Annotated in this window: 15 protein-coding genes; 13 read left to right on the top strand and 2 right to left on the bottom strand. The window is 67.2% G+C overall.

Annotated elements, in window-relative coordinates; genetic code table 11:
* Positions 1 to 10 precede the first annotated feature (10 nt).
* A complete protein-coding gene (locus M3C25_RS09910; RefSeq protein ID WP_259856277.1) occupies positions 11 to 2,020 on the top strand; it encodes an ABC1 kinase family protein in 2,010 nt (669 codons plus the stop codon).
* 167 nt (positions 2,021 to 2,187) lie between these two features.
* On the opposite strand, the gene M3C25_RS09905 is transcribed toward M3C25_RS09910, so the two are convergent.
* Complete coding sequence (locus M3C25_RS09905) at positions 2,188 to 3,162, bottom strand: quinone oxidoreductase family protein (RefSeq protein ID WP_259828600.1); 975 nt, start codon at positions 3,160 to 3,162, stop codon at positions 2,188 to 2,190.
* 44 nt (positions 3,163 to 3,206) lie between these two features.
* Between M3C25_RS09905 and argC the strand changes: the two genes are divergently transcribed.
* The 10 genes from argC to tyrS all read left to right on the top strand — a co-directional run bounded on the left by argC (position 3,207) and on the right by tyrS (position 15,708).
* On the top strand, positions 3,207 to 4,286 hold the full coding sequence (gene argC, locus M3C25_RS09900) for an N-acetyl-gamma-glutamyl-phosphate reductase (protein ID WP_259856275.1): 1,080 nt from the start codon (positions 3,207 to 3,209) through the stop codon (positions 4,284 to 4,286).
* 146 nt (positions 4,287 to 4,432) lie between these two features.
* Entirely contained in the window at positions 4,433 to 5,593 is a 1,161-nt protein-coding gene (gene argJ / locus M3C25_RS09895) for a bifunctional glutamate N-acetyltransferase/amino-acid acetyltransferase ArgJ (protein WP_102162686.1), read from the top strand.
* Positions 5,590 to 6,516, top strand: coding sequence for an acetylglutamate kinase (argB, locus tag M3C25_RS09890; RefSeq protein WP_259856273.1), 927 nt, complete (start codon positions 5,590 to 5,592; stop codon positions 6,514 to 6,516). Before argJ ends, argB begins: the two co-directional genes overlap by 4 nt.
* Positions 6,513 to 7,754 carry an acetylornithine transaminase gene (locus tag M3C25_RS09885; RefSeq protein ID WP_259856249.1) on the top strand — a complete coding sequence of 414 codons (1,242 nt, stop codon included), beginning with the start codon at positions 6,513 to 6,515 and terminating at the stop codon, positions 7,752 to 7,754. The genes argB and M3C25_RS09885 overlap by 4 nt, the downstream gene beginning before the upstream one ends.
* On the top strand, positions 7,751 to 8,719 hold the full coding sequence (gene argF, locus M3C25_RS09880; protein ID WP_259856247.1) for an ornithine carbamoyltransferase: 969 nt from the start codon (positions 7,751 to 7,753) through the stop codon (positions 8,717 to 8,719). The genes M3C25_RS09885 and argF overlap by 4 nt, the downstream gene beginning before the upstream one ends.
* A complete protein-coding gene (locus tag M3C25_RS09875; RefSeq protein ID WP_102162667.1) occupies positions 8,716 to 9,222 on the top strand; it encodes an arginine repressor in 507 nt (168 codons plus the stop codon). Before argF ends, M3C25_RS09875 begins: the two co-directional genes overlap by 4 nt.
* Before the next feature lie 93 nt (positions 9,223 to 9,315).
* Entirely contained in the window at positions 9,316 to 10,530 is a 1,215-nt protein-coding gene (locus M3C25_RS09870; RefSeq protein ID WP_259856245.1) for an argininosuccinate synthase, read from the top strand.
* On the top strand, positions 10,527 to 11,978 hold the full coding sequence (gene argH, locus M3C25_RS09865; protein WP_259856244.1) for an argininosuccinate lyase: 1,452 nt from the start codon (positions 10,527 to 10,529) through the stop codon (positions 11,976 to 11,978). Before M3C25_RS09870 ends, argH begins: the two co-directional genes overlap by 4 nt.
* 155 nt (positions 11,979 to 12,133) lie before the next feature.
* A complete protein-coding gene (pabB, locus tag M3C25_RS09860) occupies positions 12,134 to 14,317 on the top strand; it encodes an aminodeoxychorismate synthase component I (protein ID WP_259856242.1) in 2,184 nt (727 codons plus the stop codon).
* A gap of 104 nt (positions 14,318 to 14,421) precedes the next feature.
* Entirely contained in the window at positions 14,422 to 15,708 is a 1,287-nt protein-coding gene (gene tyrS / locus M3C25_RS09855; RefSeq protein WP_102162671.1) for a tyrosine--tRNA ligase, read from the top strand.
* A gap of 70 nt (positions 15,709 to 15,778) precedes the next feature.
* Here the strand turns inward: tyrS and M3C25_RS09850 are convergent, their stop codons facing one another.
* Positions 15,779 to 16,783: a TAXI family TRAP transporter solute-binding subunit gene (locus M3C25_RS09850; RefSeq protein WP_170273506.1), complete on the bottom strand. Its 1,005-nt coding sequence runs from the start codon at positions 16,781 to 16,783 to the stop codon at positions 15,779 to 15,781.
* Positions 16,784 to 16,943: 160 nt separating this feature from the next.
* Here M3C25_RS09850 and M3C25_RS09845 point away from each other — a divergent pair, with 160 nt between their 5' ends.
* Both M3C25_RS09845 and M3C25_RS09840 read left to right on the top strand, forming a co-directional pair.
* Positions 16,944 to 18,026: a CPBP family intramembrane glutamic endopeptidase gene (locus M3C25_RS09845; RefSeq protein WP_259856239.1), complete on the top strand. Its 1,083-nt coding sequence runs from the start codon at positions 16,944 to 16,946 to the stop codon at positions 18,024 to 18,026.
* A gap of 129 nt (positions 18,027 to 18,155) precedes the next feature.
* A partial coding sequence (locus M3C25_RS09840) for a hypothetical protein (protein WP_259856229.1) occupies positions 18,156 to 18,410 on the top strand: 255 nt, incomplete at its 3' end.

The following is an 18,410-nucleotide window of genomic DNA, read 5'->3' as shown; positions in this document are numbered from 1 at the left end:
GCAGACGAACATGAACGTGCTCTACTCGATCCTCCTCGGTCTGCTCAATGCCGTCATCGTCGGTGTGCTCGTGCGCCGGACGATCTCTGTGGGCACCGGGACGCTGCGCAACACCGTCGTGTCGCTCATCATGGGCATGTCCCTGTGGCCGATCACCCTGCAGGCCTATGAGATGCTCGGCATCTCCCAGGGCGGGGAGATCCCGTGGATCGAGATGAGCTTCCCGGCGGTGATGGTGTTCCTGCTCATCTTCGCCTGGCTCATCGTCATCCAAATGTTCCTGCTGCTGGCCATCGAACTCGTGCTGCCGACCGGCACCTTCTCCTCGGTCATGCGCCAGATCGTGCGCCTGCCGGTGCTCTACCGGCGGGTCAGCCGCGTGTCCCAGATCCAGCGCATCCTGCTGCGCTACGGACTCGCCCGCTACCTGCGCCCGCGAATCCCGACCCTGAAGGTCTCCATGCGCGAGATCGCGCGCACCACCGCCGAGGCGTTCGCCGCCGCCGGGGTCACCTTCGTTAAGCTCGGCCAGTTCATCGCCACCCGCTCCGACGTCGTGCCCCAGGAGTTCGTCGAGGAGTTCTCCAAGCTGCAGTCCGATGTGCCGCCGGTCGACTTCGACCAGATCCGACCGGTGCTCGAGCGCTCCTTCGGCAGGCCCGTCGACGAGGTGTTCTCCTCCTTCGATGAAACCCCGCTGGCTGCCGCCTCGGTCGCCCAGGTCCACGCGGCCAAGCTGCCCGACGGCACCCCGGTCGTCGTCAAGGTCCAGCGCCCGCACCTGCGCAAACAGGTCCGCGCTGATTCCGACATCATCCGCGCGTTGGCCGACCAGGCCCACAACCGGGCCGGGTGGGCAAAGAAGATCGGCGTGCGCTCGATCGCGCGCGGCTTCATCGAATCGCTTAACGAAGAGCTCGACTACGGCACCGAGGTGCGCAACACCCAGCTGCTGCGTGAGGCCGCCCAGCACCACGGCAACGGCTGGCCGCACGGCCCCGACGGACAGCCGCTCGTCGACGTCCCGCGCGTGTACCCCGAACTCAGCAGCGAACGCGTCATCGTCCTCGAACGCGTCGACGGCATCCCGCTGTCCAAGGCAGGCGACCTGGTGGAGAAGCTGTCGATGATCGCCCGCCGTGAAGCAGCCGACCAGCTCTTCATGACCGTCGCCCGCCAGGTGCTGCATAAGGGCGTCTTCCACGCCGACCTGCACGCCGGCAACATCCTCATCGACCCGGGCGGACGCCTCGGGCTCATCGACTTCGGCAACGTCGGCCGCCTCGACATGCGCGACCGCCGCGACATCGCCCTGCTGCTCATGGCCTTCGAACGGCAGAACTCGCAGGCCGCCACCACCGCGATCCTCGACCTGTTCGGGGCCCCCGTCGGTGTTGACATCCGGCTGCTGCAGCGCGAGATCGGCCAGATCATGCTGCAGTTCGACGGTGGTTCCGGAAGCTCATCGGCGATGTTCTCCGAACTGCTGTCCTTCGTCGTCGACAACGGCTTCGAACTGCCAGCCGCCGTTGCTGATGCATTCCGGGCGATCTCCACGCTGGAGGGCAGCCTCAAGAAGCTCGACCCGACGATCGACCTGCTCGATCTGGTGCGCGCTCACAGCGACACGCTCATGCGCGGGGCAGTGAGCTTCCGCGACAGCCTCGGCCATGCCGACCTGTATTTCACCGCGAACGCCCCGATGCTCGCCTCGCTGCCGGCCCAGATCAGCCGGATCGCCCAGCACCTGGAGGACGGCACCCTCGACATCGGCACCAGCGGCCTCAACATCGACCTCATTAAGAACCTCGTGCGCACGACGGTCGATCAGCTGGTTCAGGTCATCATCGCCACCGCCCTCATCCTCGGAGGCGTCGTCATGATGTCTGCTGACTTCGGCCCGCCGCTGGCACCGGATCTCAAGCTGTTCACCTACTTCGGCGCGTGGGTGCTGCTCGGCGGCTTCGTGCTCGCCGCAGTGGTGTTGGCGCCGGCGCTGGCGACGAGAAGATTCAAGTAGCGCGACCCCGGTTCGAGGCCAGGCTCATCAGCCTGTTGACGGGTTGAACGTCTCCGGACAGCGCACGATCTTGCGGCGGGAGCCGAAAACCGTGATCGAGGTGATCATCGACGCCCTTCCCGACGGCACCTCGTGCGTACGCGCCGCCGGGAAGAACGGTGCCGGGATCAGGGCTTGAGGATGACTTTGCCGGTTGTCTTGCGGCCCTCGAGCGCACGATGCGCCTCGGCAGCCTCCGCGAGCGGGAACTCGTGGCCGACGCGGAAGTCGAGCCAGCCGGTCGAGAGCCCGTCGAAGAGCATGCCCGAACGCTCGGCCAGTTCCTCGGGGCTGCGGACGAACCACTGCAGTGAGGGGCGGGAGAGGAACTGCCCGCCGGAGGAGTTGAGCCGTTGGATGTCGAAGGGCTCGACCGGCCCGGAGGCGGCGCCGAAGAGCACGAGCGAACCGCGCACCTTGAGCGAGGCCAGCGATGCGTCGAAGGTGTCCCTGCCGACTCCGTCATAGGCGACATCGACACCCTCACCGTCGGTGAGCTCGCGGACGGTGGCGGCGATGTCGATGCCCTCACCGTAGAGGAACACCTCATCAGCGCCGGCACCGCGGGACAGCTCGGCCTTCTCCTCAGTGGAGACCGTTGTGATGACACGGGCGCCGAGGTGCTTGGCCAGCTGGGTGAGCAGCAGTCCGACTCCGCCGGCACCGGCGTGGATGAGTGCGGTCTGGCCCGGCTCGAGGCGGTGCGAACCCGTCGCCAGGTACTGGGCGGTCAGGCCCTGGAGCGGGATCGCGGCAGCGACCTCATCGGACACACCTTCGGGCACCCGCAGCACGCCGTCAGCCGGAACGGCGACACGGGTGGCATAGGAGCCGGGCGCGTTGTGCCAGGCGACCCGGTCGCCGACTGAGAATCCGGTGACATCATCGGCAACAGCGATGACGCGTCCGGCGCCTTCGCTGCCGACGATGTGCGGGAACTCCATCGGATACAGGCCGCTGCGCCGGTAGGTGTCGATGAAGTTGATGCCTGCAGCGGCGACCTCGACGAGGAGCTCGCCGGGACCTGCCTGCGGGTCGTCGATCTCGGTATAGCGCAGCACCTCCGGTCCGCCGGCTTCGATCGCCTGTACAACGTGGGCCACAACCCCTCCTGAATAAAGTTCGATGATGCGGTATGATTATGCATATGTCGCGAATGTCAGTCGCAGTCTCAGGCGCCACCGGCTACGCCGGCGGTGAGGTCCTCAGGCTGCTGAGCAGTCACCCGGAACTTCACGTTACAACGGCCTGCGGCCATTCGAGCGTCGGTGACCGGCTGGCGATCCACCAACCCCATCTGCTCGCCTACGGCGACATGATCGTCAAGCCCTCGACCGCCGAAGTGCTCGCCGGCCACGACGTCGTCGTCCTCGCCCTGCCGCACGGCGCCTCGGGCGAGATCGCAGCCGCACTCGCCGAGACCTCACGTGAGACCCTCATCATCGACCTCGCCGCCGACCACCGCCTCATCAGCCCAGCCGCCTGGGAGGCCTTCTACGGCAGCGATCATCCGGGCACCTGGACCTACGGGCTGCCCGAGATGCTGCTGGCCGACGGCACCAAACAGCGCGAGCAGTTGCGCAGCACCCGCCGCATTGCAGTGCCCGGCTGCAACGTCACCGCGGTGACGCTTGGCCTCGGCCCGCTGCTGCAGGCCGGGCTCATCGAGCCGACCGGGCTGAATGCCGTGCTGGCCAACGGCGTCTCCGGAGCCGGCAAGGCACTCAAACCCCACCTGACGGCAGCCGAGATCCTCGGCAACGCCTCACCCTACGGCGTTGCCGGCACTCATCGGCATGTGCCCGAGATCGAGCAGAACCTCAACCTCGCCCTCGGCGCCGATCCCGCAGAGGGGCCGGTGCGCATCTCCTTCACCCCCACCCTCATTCCCGTCAGCCGCGGCATCCTCGCCACCCTCTCAGCCGTTCCGGCCGGTGGTGCGCAGCTGACCCGCGAGGCCGTCGCCGAGGTGTATGCCGCCGCGTACGCCGATGAGCCCTTTGTGCACATGCTCGCCGAAGGCACCTGGCCGCAGCTGTCGGCGGCGACCGGGTCGAATACCGCCCACCTCCAGTTCGGCATCGACGAGCGTGCCGGCCGGATCGTCACCGTCGTCGCCCTCGACAACCTCGTGCGCGGCACCGCCGGCCAGGCGCTGCAGTCGGCCCACCTCGCCCTCGGCTTGCCTGAGGCGACCGGGCTGCCGACCGGGGGACTGGCTCCCTGAGGGTGGACGCCCGGCCAGGCGGTCGTGACTTCCCTCACCATGACATCGCAGGGGATGAATAAAGTTCACTTCTGATGTATTGTTATGCATATTGAAGGGCGGTGGCCGTTGCCACCGCCGACTCGTCAGCCGAATGGAGTCGCATCATGAGCGTGACCTACCCGCGCGGCTTCCGCGCCTCAGGCACCACCGCCGGACTCAAGCCCAGCGGCAAGACCGACCTCGCCGTCGTTGTCAACGACGGCCCTGCCGATGCGGTTGCTGCCGTCTACACCGCCAACCGCTGCAAGGCCAACCCGGTGCTGTGGAGCCAGCAGGCCTCCGCCGACGGCACCGCACGCGCGGTCGTGCTGAATTCCGGTGGTGCGAACTGCTACACCGGCGACTACGGCTACGAGACCACCGAACTCACCGCCACCCGCACCGCCGAACTGCTCGGCACCGATGCCAGCGACGTGCTCGTGTGCTCGACTGGGCTCATCGGCGTCGGTGGACCGGAGTTCCGCGAACCGATCCTCGACACCCTCCCCGCTGCCCTTGAGGCTGCTGCCGAGACCCCGGAGGCAGGTGCCGCAGCAGCCGAGGCGATCATGACGACCGACACCGTGGCCAAGACCGCCACCCGCGAGGGCACCGCCTACCGCATCGGCGGCATGGCCAAGGGTGCGGGCATGCTCGCACCGGGACTGGCGACGATGCTCGTCGTCATCACCACCGATGCCGTCGTCGAATCGGGCGACCTCGACATCGCCCTGCGGGCGGCGACCCAGAAGACCTTCGACCGGCTCGACACCGACGGCTGCATGTCGACCAACGACACCGTCATCGTCATGAGCTCGGGAGCCTCCGAGCACCAGGCCGACCTCGTCGAATTCACCCGCCTGCTCACCGAGGTGTGCGGCGAGCTCACCGCCCAGCTGCACACGGACGCAGAGGGCGCCGGCCACGACATCACCATCACCACCCGCGGAGCGTTCTCCGAACAGCAGGCCGTCGACGTCTCCCGCGCAGTCGCCCGTTCGAACCTCTTCAAGGCCGCCGTGTTCGGCGAGGACCCCAACTGGGGCCGCGTCGTCGCCCAGGTCGGCACCACCGATGCCGAGTTCGACCCGCAGGCCATCGACGTGACCTTCAACGGCGTGCCCGTCTGCGTCGGCTCCGCCCCGGCCGCCGACCCCGCCGAGGTGCTCTTCGACCGCCGCGTCGTCGTCGAGATCGACCTGCACGCAGGCAACTTCGAAGCCAGCGTGTGGACCTCGGACCTGACCCATGACTACGTCGAAGAGAACAGCGCCTACTCATCATGACCGAGACATCCTCTGCCCACCGGCTCGTCCAGGCTCAGGCCAAAGCCGAGACCCTGACCGAGGCGCTGCCGTGGATCAAGACCTTCAAGGGCGCGACCATCGTCATCAAGTACGGCGGCAACGCCATGGTCTCCCCGGAGCTGCAGCAGTCCTTCGCCGACGACATCGCCTTCCTGCGGTTTGCCGGCCTGCGCCCGATCGTCGTCCACGGCGGCGGCCCGCACATCTCCCGGATGCTCGATCGTCTCGGCATCGAAAGCGAATTCCGCGCCGGCCAGCGCGTCACCAGCGAAGAGGCCGCCGAGGTCGTGCGTATGGTGCTCTCCGGGCAGGTCAACCGCGAAGTCGTCGCCCGCATCAACCAGAACGGCGACGCCGCCGTCGGTCTCTCCGGCGAGGACGGCGACCTGCTGCTGGCCAAGCGCACAACCGCCACCGTCGACGGTGAGGAGATCGACCTCGGCCGGGTCGGCGAGATCGTCTCGGTCAACACCGAGCTCATCAACGAGCTGCTGGCCGCCGGCCGCATCCCGGTCATCTGCTCGATCGCCGCCGAAGCAGGCGGAGCCGTCAACAAGCCGCTCAACATCAACGCCGACCTCGCTGCCGCCGCGATCGCCCGGCAGATCGGTGCCGACAAACTCGTCATGCTCACCGATGTGCCCGGCCTCTACGCCGACTGGCCGGACAAGGACTCACTGCTCTCAGCGATCACCCCGGCCGAGCTGCGCGAGCTGCTGCCGCGCCTGGACTCCGGGATGATCCCGAAGATGACCGCAGCGCTCGAAGCAGTCGAAGCCGGCGTGCGGCAGGCACACATCATCGACGGCCGGATGGCCCACTCGCTGCTGCTGGAGGTCTTCACCACCGAAGGCATCGGCACCATGGTCCACGACGACCACACGAAGGGAGGACAGGCATGAGCTGGCAGGACGGCTACGCCCAGACGATGCTGCCGGTCTTCGGCACCCCGAAGGCCAAGCTCGTCGCAGCCCACGGCTGCACCGTCACCGACGATGCAGGCAAGGACTACCTCGACCTGCTCGGCGGCATCGCCGTCAACACGCTTGGCCACGGCCACCCGGCCATCACCGAGGCGGTGACCGGCCAGCTGTCGACGATCGACCACGTCTCGAACTTCTTCACCACCGACCCCCAGCTGAACCTGGCGTCGAAGCTGCTGGAGATCGCCGGAGCACCGGCAGGCTCCCGTGTGTTCTTCGCCAACTCCGGCACCGAAGCCAATGAAGCGGCCATCAAACTGGCCCGCCGGGTGGGCGCGCCTGATGCCGGCAGCCCGGGCCGGTCGAAGATCATCGCCGTCGACGGGGCCTTCCACGGCCGGACCATCGGCGCCCTGTCGCTGACGGCCAAGGAAGTCTACCGCGCGCCCTTCGCCCCACTCATGCCGGAGGTCGCCCATGTGCCCTTCGGCGACATCGAGGCACTGCGAGCCGCGGTCGATGAGACGGTCGCCGCGGTCATCATCGAACCGATCCAGGGAGAGCGCGGCGTGCGCCTGCACCCGGACGGTTATCTCACAGCGGTGCGCGAGGCGACGAGCGCTGCCGGGGCGCTCATGATTCTCGATGAGGTGCAGACCGGCATCGGCCGCACCGGCCACTGGTTCGCTTTCCAGCACCCGGAGATCGGCGAGGGCATCATGCCCGATGCGATCACCGTGGCCAAGGGACTGGCCGGCGGCATCCCGATCGGCGGGCTCATCACCATCGGTGAGAAGGTCAGCGCACTGCTCGGTGCCGGCCAGCACGGCACCACCTTCGGGGGCAACCCCGTCAGCGCCGCCGCCGCACTCGCCGTGCTCGACACCATCGAGACAGACGGCCTTCTCGCCCATGTCCGCGAGACCGGCGACTGGCTGGCCGAACAGCTCACTGCAGTCCCCGGTGTCACCGGGGCGCGCGGGGCAGGGCTGCTGCGCTCCTTCGCCATCACCGACCCGCAGCAGGCAGACGCCGGCGAGTTACCGGTCGCCGGAGCACTTGCGGCAGCCGCGCAGGAGGCCGGTTTCATCATCAACCCGGTCACCCCCGACCGGATCCGCCTGGCACCCCCGCTCATTATCACCCCCGCACAGCTGCAGGACTTCCTCGACGCCCTGCCAGCACTCATCGCCGAGACCGTGAAGGCACAGTCATGACCCGACACTTCCTCACCGACACCGACCTCAGCCCCACCGAACTGCTCGAGGTCCTCGACCTGGCAGCCGAACTCAAAGCCGATCCCGGCACCCAGGTGCCCTTCGCAGGCCCGGGAACCGCCGCCTCGGGCGCGGCTCGCAAGACCGTGGCGGTCATCTTCGACAAGACCTCCACCCGCACCCGCGTGTCGTTCGCCGCAGGCATTGCCGCACTCGGCGGCAGCCCGCTCATCATCAACCCCGGCGAGGCGCAGCTCGGGCACAAGGAGTCGATCGCCGACACCGCCCAGGTGATGTCGCGGATGGTCTCGATGATCGTCTGGCGCACCTACGCGCAAGCCGGTCTCGAAGAGATGGCCGCGACCTCCTCGGTGCCGGTCATCAACGCCCTGTCCGATGACTACCACCCCTGCCAGCTGCTCGCCGACCTGCTCACCATCCGCGAACACCGACCCACCGAGGCACCCGGGGGACTGGCCGGCACGACGCTTGCCTATTTCGGCGATGGGGCGAACAACATGGCCAACTCCTACCTGCTCGCAGGCGCCAACGCCGGCATGCACGTGCGCATCGCAGCACCGGACAGCCATCAGCCGGCCGCCGCGATCGTCGAACGCGCCACCGCGCTGGCCGCTGAGACCGGCGGGTCGATCGAGATCACCGATGACGCTAAGGCGGCGGCCACCGGTGCCGATGTGCTCGTGACCGACACCTGGGTGTCGATGGGCCAGGACGCCGAGGGCCGCGACGGCGCCGACTCGCCGTTCATGCCCTACCAGGTCAACGCCGCACTCCTCGATGTCGCAGCTGAGGGCGCACTCGTCATGCACTGCCTGCCGGCCTATCGCGGCCAGGAGATCACCGCCGAGGTCATCGACGGGCCGCAGTCGGTCGTCTTCGACGAGGCCGAGAACCGGCTGCACGCCCAGATGGGGCTGATGGCCTGGCTGGAGGCACGCGCATGAGCGAACAGCTGACCCCGACGACCAAGGCCGCCCGCCAGCAGCTCATCATCGAGCTCATCCGCACGGAGACGATCCGCTCGCAGACCGAGCTTGCCGGGCTGCTGACCGGCCGCGGCTTCTCCGTCACCCAGGCGACCCTGTCACGCGATCTCGTCGATCTCGGCGCGGTCAAGGTGCGCACCGCCAAGGGCTCCGTCTACGCGGTGCCCGGCGAGGGAGGGGACCGCAGCCTGCAGTCCGCGCAGGCCACCGACCTGCTCGATGCGAAGCTGCAGCGACTGCTCGAAGAGCTGCTCGTGACCGCCACCAGCTCCGGCCAGTTCGTCGTGCTGCGCACCCCGCCTGGGGCCGCCCAGTACCTGGCCTCAGCGCTCGACCGATCCGTCATCCCCGAGGTGCTCGGCACGATCGCCGGCGACGACACCGTCCTCGTCATCGCCGCCGAGTCCACCAGCGGGGAGGCCCTGGCCGAGAAGCTGCACGAGCTGGCCGGCGACGCATAACCCAGACCTGAGGGCCCGCCGGGTACACGTGCACGCGGCGGACCCTGAACCATATTCTGAACAGTAACGACCTTTCCGAAAAGGAGTCCCGACATGACTGAACGCATTGTGCTCGCCTACTCAGGCGGCCTCGACACCTCGGTGGCCATCGGCTGGATCCAGGAGGCGACCGGTGCCGAGGTGGTGGCCATGGCCGTCGACGTCGGCCAAGGAGGCGAGGACCTGGAGACGATCCGCCAGCGCGCCCTCGACTGCGGCGCCGTCGAGGCCTATGTCGCCGACGCCCGCGACGAGTTCGCCAACGAATACTGCATGCCCGGGCTCAAGGCCAACACCCTGTACATGGACGCCTACCCGAACGTCTCGGCGCTCTCGCGCCCAGTCATCGTCAAGCACCTCGTCACCGCCGCCCGCAAGTACGGTGCGAAGACCGTCGCCCACGGCTGCACCGGCAAGGGCAACGACCAGGTCCGCTTCGAAGTCGGCATCACCTCCCTTGCCCCGGACATGAAGTGCATCGCCCCGGTCCGCGACCTGGCGCTCACCCGCGAGAAGGCCATCGAATACGCCGAGCGCAACGACCTGCCGATCGTCACAACCAAGTCCAACCCGTTCTCCATCGACCAGAACGTGTGGGGCCGCGCCGTTGAGACCGGCTTCCTCGAAGACATCTGGAACGGCCCGACCAAGGACGTCTACGACTACACCGACGACCCGACCTTCCCGCCGCCGGCCGACGAGGTCACCATCGCCTTCGAAAAGGGCATCCCGGTCAAGATCGACGGCCGCGACGTCACCCCGCTGCAGGCGATCGAGGAGCTCAATCAGCGCGCCGGCGCCCAGGGCATCGGCCGCATCGACATCGTCGAGGACCGGCTCGTGGGCATCAAGAGCCGCGAGATCTACGAAGCTCCCGGCGCGATGACCCTCATCGCCGCGCATAAGGAGCTTGAGAACATCACGCTCGAGCGCGAGCAGGCCCGGTTCAAGCGGATGGTCGACCAGCGCTGGACCGAGGTCGTCTACGACGGCCAGTGGTTCTCCGAGCTCAAGGGCTCCCTCGACGCGTTCATCGACGACACCCAGGAGTACGTCAACGGCGAGATTCGCATGGAGCTCCACGGTGGCCGCGCCACCGTCACCGGCCGGCGCTCGGAGTCCTCGCTGTACGACTTCAACCTCGCCACTTACGACGAAGGCGATACCTTCGACCAGTCGTCGGCCCGCGGGTTCATCGACATCTATGGTCTGTCCTCGAAGCAGGCCGCAGCCCGCGACCACAAGTTCGGCAAGGGAATCCGGCTGTGAGCAGCGAGAACACCACCCCCGGTCCCGAGACGCCTGAGCGGCTGGCCCTGTGGGGCGGCCGGTTCGCCACGGGACCCTCGGATGCGGTGGCGCTGCTGTCAAAGTCGACGCACTTCGACTGGCGGCTGGCCGCCTACGATCTGGCCGGCTCCCGGGCCCACGCCCGCGTGCTCAACCGGGCCGGACTGCTCGATGAGAGCGAGCTCCAAGGCATGATCGCCGCCCTCGATGAGCTCGAACGCCGCGTGACCTCCGGTGAGTTCACCGCAGCCGAATCCGATGAGGACGTCCACTCCGCACTCGAGCGCGGGCTTTTGGAGATCGCCGGGCCGGAACTCGGCGGCAAGCTGCGCGCCGGGCGCTCGCGCAACGACCAGATCGCGACGATGGGCCGGATGTACATCCGCGACTCCTCACGCATCATCGCCGGTCTCGTCCTCGACGTCGTCGAAGCACTCATCACGCAGGCGAAGGCCCACCCGGAAGCACCGATGCCCGGGCGCACCCACCTGCAGCACGCCCAGCCGGTGCTGCTGGCCCACCACCTGCTCGCCCACGCCTGGCCGCTCATGCGCGACGTCGACCGGCTGCGCGATCTCGACGCCCGCGCCGACGCCTCGGCATACGGCTCCGGCGCGCTCGCCGGATCCTCCCTCGGGCTCGACCCGCAGGCGGTCGCCGCTGAGCTCGGGTTCTCCGATTCGGTCGAGAACTCCATCGACGGCACCGCCAGCCGTGACGTGTTCGCTGAGTTCACGTTCGTCGCGGCGATGACCGGCATCGACCTGTCGCGGCTGAGTGAGGAGATCATCGCCTGGGCGACTGCCGAGTTCTCCTTCATCACCCTCGATGATGCGTTCTCGACCGGTTCGTCGATCATGCCGCAGAAGAAGAACCCGGATGTCGCCGAGCTCGCCCGCGGCAAGGCCGGCCGCCTCATTGGCGACCTCACCGGCCTGCTCGCCACCCTCAAGGCGATGCCGCTGGCCTACAACCGCGACCTGCAGGAGGACAAGGAACCGGTCTTCGACGCCGTCGACACCCTGGCTCTCGTCCTGCCGGCCTTCGCCGGGATGGTGCAGACGCTGACGTTCGACACCGAGCGGATGGCGCATCTGGCCCCGCGCGGCTTCGCGCTGGCCACCGATGTCGCCGAATGGCTCGTCCGCCAGGCCGTGCCCTTCCGAGTCGCCCACGAGCTCTCCGGGGCAGCAGTGGCCAAGGCTGAGGCCCGCGGGGTTGAACTGTGGGATCTCTCCGATGCCGACTACGCCGAGATCTCCGAGCACTTCACGCCTGAGATGCGCGAGGTGCTCACCACCCTCGGTTCGATCGACGCCCGCAGCGCCAAGGGCGGCACCGCCCGCAGCGCCGTCGCCCAGCAGCTGGCCAACGCCGAGGCGGAACTCACCCGCCTGCGCGAGTTCGCCTCCGCGACGACCCGCTGAGCCCAGCGCACCACGACGGATCGCCCGCCGCTTCGCCCACCCCTCGGGCGAGACGGCGGGCGTCGTCGTCCCGACGCCTACGCACCGGCATGTGCTTTACTTCAGTTGCGGGCCGCACCGGCCCAGCAGGCACAGAACCCGAAGGCAGGTGAGCGGTGAGCCGGATCCTCATCATCGACCACGACGACTCCTTCACCTACAACCTCGTTGACCTCATCGCCACCCTCACCGGCACCACCCCGACGGTCATCTCCCACCGCAGCGATCCCGCTGTGCTCGATGATCTCACCAGCTACGACGCCGTCGTCATCTCACCGGGTCCCGGCACCCCGGAGAACACCTTCGACATCGGTATCAGCTCTCGGGTGCTCGCTGAGGTGCCGATCCCGCTGCTCGGTGTCTGCCTCGGCCACGAAGCCCTCGCGCTCGCCCACGATGGTGCGATCGGCCCGGCCACAGAACCCCGCCACGGCCGCATCTCAACGCTCGAGCACACGTCCACCGGTCTCTTCGCAGGCGTGCCCGCCGACACCGAGGTGGTCCGCTACCACTCCCTGGCCGTCACCGACCCGGGCCCGCGCCTGAACGTCACCGCCCGCGCCGAAGACGCGACCATCATGGGTTTGGCGCACCGCAGCAAACCGGCCTGGAGCGTGCAGTTCCATCCCGAATCCATCGCCACCGCCGCCGGCCGGCAGATGCTTGCGAACTTTCTCTCCCTCGCCTCGGACTGGAACGCCACGCACCGGCCCGCACACGATCCGGATCGCGCTGCGGATCCCTTGCCGTCACCTGAGCGCGTAGCGGTTTTCGGGGCATTGACCGGCCTGGCGACACACGATTCCGGTGTGCCGGTCGCCGGCGTGCTCGCCGCGACGCCTGGTCTGCGCCTGGCCCATCAGACACATCCTCTGACCGTGCAGCCTGAGGCCGTCTTCTCAGGTCTCTTCGCCTCCAGCACGTATGCCTTCTGGCTCGACAGCCGCGACCCGGCCCACCCCGATGGGCGCTTCAGCATCCTCGGTGACGCGTCCGGGCCGTTGGCACACCGGGTCACCGCAGATGTCACCGCGGGGACGCTGACCGTCTTCGGAGGGTCAGGGGAGCAGACGGTCGAGTCCGGGATCTTCGACTGGCTGACCGGTGAAGAAGCCGGGATGCAGGCGATCCGCAGCACCGTGGACCTGCCGGAGACCGGCTGCGGATTCGCCCTCGGCTGGATCGGCAGCCTCGGCTATGAGCTCAAGGCCGAATGCGGCGCCAGTGCCGCCCACCCTTCACCGCTGCCGGATGCGCAGCTCATCTTCGCCGACCGCGCGCTCATCGTCGACCACCACACCGGCACCGCCCACCTGCTCGCACTCACGACACCCGAACACGAAGCCAGCACCGAGGACTGGTTCGCTGCCGCGGCCCGCGCGCTCACCACCTCGGACCCGGTGCCACCAGCCAGCGCTCCACCAACGACCGGCGAGCTGACGCTGCGCCACGACCGGGCCGAATACGAGCGGCTCATCGACCGGTGTCATGAGCACATCTGGGCGGGGGAGAGCTACGAGATCTGCCTGACCAACGAGATCACCGGTGCGGCCCGACTGCCGATCGTCGACACCTACCGGCGGCTGCGCTCGGCCAGCCGCAGCCCGCGTGCCGCGCTGCTGCGCTTCGGGGAGACCGGGGTGCTCTCGACCTCTCCCGAACGGTTCCTTGCGATCACCGCTGACCGGCAGGCGATATCGAAGCCGATCAAGGGCACCCGGCCGCGGGCAGCGGACCCGCAGACTGATGCGCGGTTGCGCGCTGAGCTGCAGGCGTGTGAGAAGGAGCGGGCGGAGAATCTCATGATCGTCGACCTGGTCCGCCACGGTCTGGCGCACACCGCGGTGCCCGGCAGCATCGAGGTTCCGCAGTTCTTAGAGGTCGAAAGCTACGCCACCGTCCATCAGCTCGTCAGCACTGTGCGCTCCCAGCTGGCCGATGACGCCAGCGTCGTGGACTGCCTGCGCGCCTGCTTCCCCGGTGGGTCGATGACCGGGGCGCCGAAGCTGCGGACGATGGAGATCATCGACGACCTGGAATCCGGGCCGCGCGGCATCTACTCCGGGGCGCTCGGCTACTTCTCGCTGTCGGGTGCTGTTGACCTGTCGATGGTCATCCGCACGCTTGTCATTACTGCCAAGGGGTTCAGCTACGGAGTCGGCGGTGCGATCACCGCCCTGTCGGACCCGGCAGCCGAGTTCGAAGAGACTGCGGTCAAAGCCGAACCGCTGCTGCGACTGCTCGGGGCGGAGTTCCCGGGACGGGATGCGGACCCCGCCCCGTCTGGCCTGCGCGTCTGAGTAAGATATGCATTGTGGTGCTGCCGGGAAGAATCCGCCCGGCACCAGCGCGGTGACGGCCACGGATTCCGGCGCCGCGCAGACCCGATGAGAAAAGGTGAATCGTGACTGATATCTTCCGTGAGCTGAAGGCCCGCGACCTGGTGGCGCTGTCCACCGATGAGGAGGCGCTGCAGCAGGCGCTCAACGCAGGTCCGGTCAGCTTCTATATCGGTTTCGATCCGACCGCGCCCAGCCTGCACATGGGCAACCTCGTCCAGTTGCTCTTCGCCCGGCGGCTGCAGCTGGCCGGCCACAATCCATACGCCCTTGTCGGCGGGGCCACCGGCCTCATCGGCGATCCGCGGATGTCCGGTGAGCGCACTCTGAACGAGCGCGATGTCGTCGAGGGCTGGGTGGAGAAGATCCGCGCTCAGATCGAGCGCTTCCTCGACGTCGACGGCCCGCACGCGGCCCAGCTGGTCAACAACCTCGACTGGACCGGTGAGATCTCGACGATCGACTTCCTGCGCGATATCGGCAAGCACTTCTCGGTCAACCGGATGCTGGCGAAGGAGACCGTCGCCGCCCGCCTGCAGAGCGAACACGGAATCTCCTTCACCGAGTTCGCCTACCAGATCCTGCAGGGCAACGACTACCTCGAGCTCTACCGCCGCTACGGCATCACGCTGCAGCACGGCGGATCCGACCAATGGGGCAACCTCACCGCCGGTGCTGATCTCATCCGCCGCGTCGAGCGCACAAGCGTGCACGCCATGGCCACCCCGCTCATGACGAAGGCCGACGGCACCAAGTTCGGCAAGACCGAATCGGGCACCGTCTGGCTCGATCCCGAGCTCACCAGCCCGTACGCGTTCAGCCAGTTCTGGCTCAACGCCGATGACCGGGATGTCATGAAGTTCCTCAAGGTTTTCTCGTTCCGCTCTCTTGAGGAGCTCGAGCAGATCGGTGAGGAGTTCGCAGCCGCCCCGCACAAGCGGATCGCGCAGCGGGCCCTGGCCGAGGACGTCACGACTCTCGTCCACGGTGAGCAGACCACCCGTCAGGTCTTCGCCGCCGCCAAGGCGCTCTTCGGTTCCGGCGAACTGGCAGCTCTCGACCCGGGAACCTTGGGATCGGCTACCGCCGAGCTGCCCGGCACCCAGGTGCCGGCCGCTGAGGTCTCGGCCGGGATGCCGGTCGCTGACGCCTTCGCCGCTTCGGGCATCGTCAAGTCCAAGGGCGAGGCGCGCCGTGCGATCAAGGACGGCGGCGCCTACGTCAACAACGTCAAGGTCAGCGACGGTGAGCAGACGATCACCACCGACGACGTCCTCGACGCCGGCGGCCACGGCGTCGTGCTGTTGCGCCGCGGCAAGAAGACCCTCGGCGCACTGTCCGTCACCCGCTGACAGACCCAAACCGACGAACACGGCCGGAGTGCAGATCTGCACTCCGGCCCTATTCGGCATTCACGCCGGCTCACTCGCCGGTGTCGACGCCCTGTTCTTCGTAGTAGCGCTTGGCACCCGGGTGCAACGGCACATCACCGCGACCGAAGAGCGCATCCTCGAGCTTGATGAACCTCTTCTGCGCCAGCGAGATGTCCTCGGCGCGTTCGTAGATCGTCTTCGTGATCCCGTAGGCGTCGTCCTCGCTGACCTGGTTGAGCGAGGCAACGATGGAGGCGAAGACGGCGACGGTGGTGATGTCGTCGTCGGCGAATCCGTACGAACCGCCGGGGATCGTGTAGGCCTCGTAGTGGTTGTCGGCCGAGATCTCCTTGGCCTTGTCCTCATCGAGGGGGATGAGCCGGACATCGGCAGAGGCGTCGAGCTCACTCAGCGAGGCGGCGGGCACGCCGATGATCTCGATCGAGGCATCGACATGACCGTCCTGCAGCTTCGAACGCGCATCGGCGAAGCTCTCCTCGAACGGGGTGTAGTCACCCTCTCCGATTCCGTAGGCCTCGAAGAGCAGCCCGGCCACCGCCTTGTTCGCAGAGCCCGGTGCGCCGATGGCGATCCGCTTGCCCTTGAGATCTTCGAACTTCTCGATCCCGCTGTTGGCCAGGGTGATGACGTGGACAGCCTCAGGGTAGATCTGGCCGATGAAGCCGATGTTGTCGATGCCCTTGTCGAGATCACTGAACTCCGCAGTGGCATCCCTAGCGTCATTGGCGGTGTTCGTCTGAGAGAACGCGAGCTGTGCTTCGCCCTTGGCGATCCGGCCGAGATTGTCGACAGAGCCATCGGTCTCCACGGCGACAACGCTGAGGCCGTCGACGTCTTCGGCGAAGAGCCGGCTGAACTCACTGCCGAGTGGATAGTAGACACCGGCTGTGCCGCCGGTGGCGAAGGTCAGGTCGCGAGTGGTCTCGTCCTCACCGGAACCTGAACCGGAATCCGAGCCCTGACCGCAACCAGTCAGGACGAGAGCGAGGGCCGCTGCAGCGGCAGTGATGAGGCGGGTGGTCGGCAGGTGCATAGGTTCTCCTTTGAATCGCACATCCGGCGTAGAAGAACACTAACCAGGCCGGGGTATCTGCGGGAAGAGCATGTCCGGGAGCTGGATGCGCCGGGACCCCCGCCATGGTCAGAGCGCGATAGTGTGCTGAGGGACACAGTGATCGAGAACAGGAGAATCAGTGACGACTCCCCATCCTGCATCCCCGTCCCGTGCCGCTGCGGCAGGTCCGGCGTTCGGCTCCTGGCACGGCATCGTCATCTTCTGCCTTCTCGCCTACGGTCTCGCCTGGCTGTCCGTTCTCCCGCTGTGGCTGAACTACGACCTCTTCTTCGGCACCGGCAGCCCTGCCGGCCAGCTCATGAACGCCGATGCCGACAACCCGCCCACCGGTGAGGCCGTCATCGCCGCCATCGTGCCGATGCTGCTCATGTCGCTCATGATGTTCACTCCTGCGATCAGCGCGCTCGTCGTCATGCGGGTGGTCGAGAAGGTGCCCTTCCGGCAGACGTTCGCGGCCCTTGGCGCCGGACCTCTGCGCAATCCCGACGGCAGTCCTGCCGGGCGCATCGGCCGTCTCCACCCTGCACTTCGGGTGCTGCTGTTCAGCGTGCTGGCGATCGGCATCGTCTTCCTCCTCACGGTTCTCGCCGGCCTGGTGGCGATGCTGCTCGGCGGTTTCGAACCGGACTGGCAGATGACCGCCGCCCGCGAGCAGCTCGAGGCATCCGGCATGGCGATGCCGATGGTGCTCTTCGTGCTGCTGCAGATCGTGCAGGTCGTCATCGCTGCTTTCGTCCCCAATGGCGTGCTCGGGCTGGGGGAGGAGCTCGGCTGGCGCGGATATCTCACGGCAGCTCTCCGTCGCCGAGGCCTGGGGACCGTAGCGATGATCGTCGTCTCGGGTGCGATCTGGGGCGCGTGGCATGCACCGGTGCTGCTGCTCGGCCACAACTTCGAGACCCGTTCGCCGATCTCGATCCCGATCATGATGATCGGCTGCATCTGCGTTGGAGCAGTCTTCGTCTGGCTGCGCGAGACATCCGGTTCGATCTGGCCGGCTGCTATCGGTCATGGCGGGTTCAACGCCGTGGCAGGCATCAGCATCCTCGTGGCCGCCGGCGGGACGTGGGAGAAACCGATCATCGCGAACCCGCTCGGCATCTCCGGCTGGATTGTCATCGGATTGGGTGCCGTCGTGCTGTTCCTCAGCACCCGCCGAAAGAGCCCCTCAGGCACCACTGAGGCCCGTTCTGCGGCTTAAAATCAGCGGTGAGCCAGAACACAGCCCTCTCGAGTTGCAAAGCGCTGGAGGCCCTGTGTAAGTTAGTACCTGTTGCTCGACGGAAACACCGAAGAGAGCAGGCCATCCCGGTCGCATACGAACCGCTGGATGCCTCGCTACCACTGGAACGGCAGTCGAGAACAGCTGACACTGAAACTTCACGACGACCGTCGTTCACGGCGGATCCAGAGCGAAGAAACGTGTGGCGCAGATCACGGAAAAGCGATTTGCAAAGCACGGAAGTGTGAGTCTAAAGTTAATAACCGATCGCGCCGCGGTGAACAAAGCGAAAACGGCTTTGGTAGTTGCGGATGGCGTCTGTTCTTTGAGAACTCAATAGCGTGTTTGTTTGTTTTTGTGATG

Origin of the sequence: Brevibacterium luteolum, assembly GCF_025147615.1 — a bacterium.
Classification (GTDB): domain Bacteria; phylum Actinomycetota; class Actinomycetes; order Actinomycetales; family Brevibacteriaceae; genus Brevibacterium; species Brevibacterium luteolum.
This window is presented reverse-complemented; position numbering and strand designations above follow the sequence as displayed.